General features: G+C 75.6%; 3 protein-coding genes. All 3 read right to left on the reverse strand.

Translation table 11 applies throughout. The features are described from left to right. A partial coding sequence (locus tag NH602_RS30030) for a hypothetical protein (RefSeq protein WP_253069585.1) occupies positions 1-376 on the reverse strand: 376 nt, incomplete at its 3' end. Between the two features lie 83 nt (positions 377-459). After that, a complete protein-coding gene (locus NH602_RS30035; protein WP_253069586.1) occupies positions 460-1,026 on the reverse strand; it encodes a copper resistance protein CopC in 567 nt (188 codons plus the stop codon). A 61-nt stretch (positions 1,027-1,087) separates the two neighbouring features. Next, positions 1,088-2,570 (reverse strand): dolichyl-phosphate-mannose--protein mannosyltransferase (locus NH602_RS30040; protein WP_253069587.1); only part of this gene is annotated, 1,483 nt, incomplete at its 5' end.

Raw genomic sequence — 2,570 nt, forward strand, 5'->3', positions numbered from 1 at the left:
ACCCGGCGACGCCGATCAGCGCGAGCACCGCGGCCAGCGCCACCAGCTGGCCGGTCCCGGCACGCGGACCGGCCAGGAAACCCAGCAGGTCCGGGCCGCGCACGTCGGCGAGCCCGCGCCCGGACACGACCGCGCCCCGGACGAACGTCTCGACCAGCAGCACCCCGAGCCAGAGCGGCGCGACGGTCGTCAGGACCCGGTCGGCGCCGGGAACCCGGTCGGGTGCGAGCAGCGCGACCAGCGCCGCACCCGCCGCGACCACCGCGGCCAGGTCCGCCGCGGCCCGCACGACCGTCCGGGCCAGGTCGAGCGCGACGCCGTCCGGCCCGATGCCACCGGTGACCCCGGCGACGACGACCGCGGCCCCCACCAGCACGGCGACCCACCCGGCGACCGCGGGCGCGGGCTCGCGGACCGGGTCGCGGAGGACGCCGCCGCCGGGGGAGGTCCCGTCGATGGTCAGGCCCGCGACCGGCGCAGCGCGAACACGGCCCCGGCCCCGATCACGACGACGGCGAGCACCACCCACGGCCAGACCGGGGCGCCGCCGTCGTCGGCTGCGGCGGGGATGGTCTGCGGCGCGGTCTCCGGCGCGGCGGCCGTCGGGGCTGCGGCGGCGGGTGCGGGGGTCGTAGCGGCCGCGCCGGGGCCGGGGGAGGTCAGGGTGAACGGCACCGTGCCCGAGACGGGGTGGCCGTCGTCGGAGACCACCCGGTAGGTGACCGTGTACGTACCGGCCGCGCCGAGCGGGCGCAGCGGGACGGTGAGGGTGGCGCCCTCGCCGGTGGCGGAGCCCGCCGCGTGGTCGGTGCCGTCCGGGCCGGTCACCGAGACCGTCGCGTCGGCGGCCGCGATCTCTTCGGAGAAGGTCAGCGACACCGACGTCGGCGTGGTGCCCACCTGCGAGTTCGCGGCGGGCGAGCTGGACTCGAGCTCGGTGTGCGCCCAGGCCGGGGCGGCCCCGGCGACCAGGGCGAGCAGTACGGCGGGGAGGGCGACCGCGAGGCGGCGGAGAACGGGGCTCACGCCGGAGTCGTCGTCGCCGCTGCCTCCGCGGTTCCGTGCCTCACCCGGACGGAGCAACGTCTCAGCGCCACGACGGCAGCCACAGCTCGGCCTGCCAGTGCGCCGTGGTGATCGGGTCGCCGACCAGGATCGGCCACAGCCAGACGAAGTTGACCCCGATCAGCGCCACCCACGTCGCGACCACGAGCAACCCGTTCCGTCGCCGTCGCGCGCTCATCCGGGAGTGGCCCAGCATCTGCCCCATCGCCAGCACGACGCCCAGCACGAGGAACGGCACCACCGGCATCATGTAGAAGAAGTACATCTGCCGGTCGAGGTTGAGGAACCACGGCAGGAAGCCCGCGCCGTAGCCGATGAGCACCGCCGTCCAGCGCCAGTCCACCCGGGTCACGGCCCGCCACAGACCCCAGAGCAGCACCGGGATCGCCGGCCACCACAGCGCGGGCGTTCCGATGAGCATGACCGCCGAGACGCACTCGGTCTCTCCGCAGCCGGTGGCGTCGTCGGCGTAGCGGTAGAGCATCGGCCGCAGCCCCATCGGCCAGGTCCAGGGCTTGGACTCCCACGGGTGCGCGCCCGCCGACTGGGTCGTCAGGTTCTCGTGGAAGGCGAGGGCCTGGCCGTGGTAGTACCAGAGCGAGCGCAGTGCGTCGGGCAGCCAGGCGAACGCGCCGCCGGTGCCGATCTCCCGGCCGACCTGGTGCCGGTCGATGCCGGTCTCGCTGCCGAACCACGCCCACCAGGACCCGACGTAGGTCAGCACCGGGACCAGCGCGAGCGCCCACAGCGCGGGGGCGACGTCGCGGACCATCGTGCCCACCCACGGCCGGGTGACGCCGGCGCGGCGGCGCACCGACACGTCCCACAGCACGCAGAGCACCCCGAACGCGGCGACGTAATAGGCGCCGTTCCACTTCACCGCGCCGGCCAGGCCGAGTGAGACGCCCGCGGCGAGGCGCCACCAGCGCACCCCCCACCGCGGGCCCCAGACGGTGTCGCCGACCCGCCCCTGCGCGACGACCCGTGCCATCCGGGAGCGGACGTCGTCGCGGTCGGCGAGCAGCGCGGCGAACGCGGCCACCACGAACAGCGCGGAGAAGACGTCGAGCATCCCCATCCGAGACTGCACGTGCGACAGCCCGTCCGCGCACAGCAGCAGCCCCGCCAGCCCGCCCAGTGCGGTCGAGCGGGTCAGCCGACGCCCGGCCCGCACCACCAGCAGCACCGTGAGCACCCCGGCCAGCGCGGCCGAGACCCGCCAGCCGACGCCGTCGTAGCCGAACACCATCTGGCCCAGCGCGATCAGCTGTTTCGCCAGCGGCGGGTGGACGATCTTCTCGTAGCCGGGGTTGGACTCCACCCCGCCGTTGCGGACCATGTCCCAGGCCTGGGGGACGTAGTGCTTCTCGTCGAAGACCGGCGTGCCGCGGTCGGTCGGCTCGCCCAGGTCGTAGAACCGCAGCAGCGCCGCGACGAGCACGACGCCCGCGGTCACCAGCCACCCGCGCAGCCGGTCCGACGGCGGCGGCGCCCCGAGCCGGGCG

The sequence above is a fragment of the Pseudonocardia sp. McavD-2-B genome, from assembly GCF_024124365.1.
GTDB lineage: Bacteria > Actinomycetota > Actinomycetes > Mycobacteriales > Pseudonocardiaceae > Pseudonocardia > Pseudonocardia alni.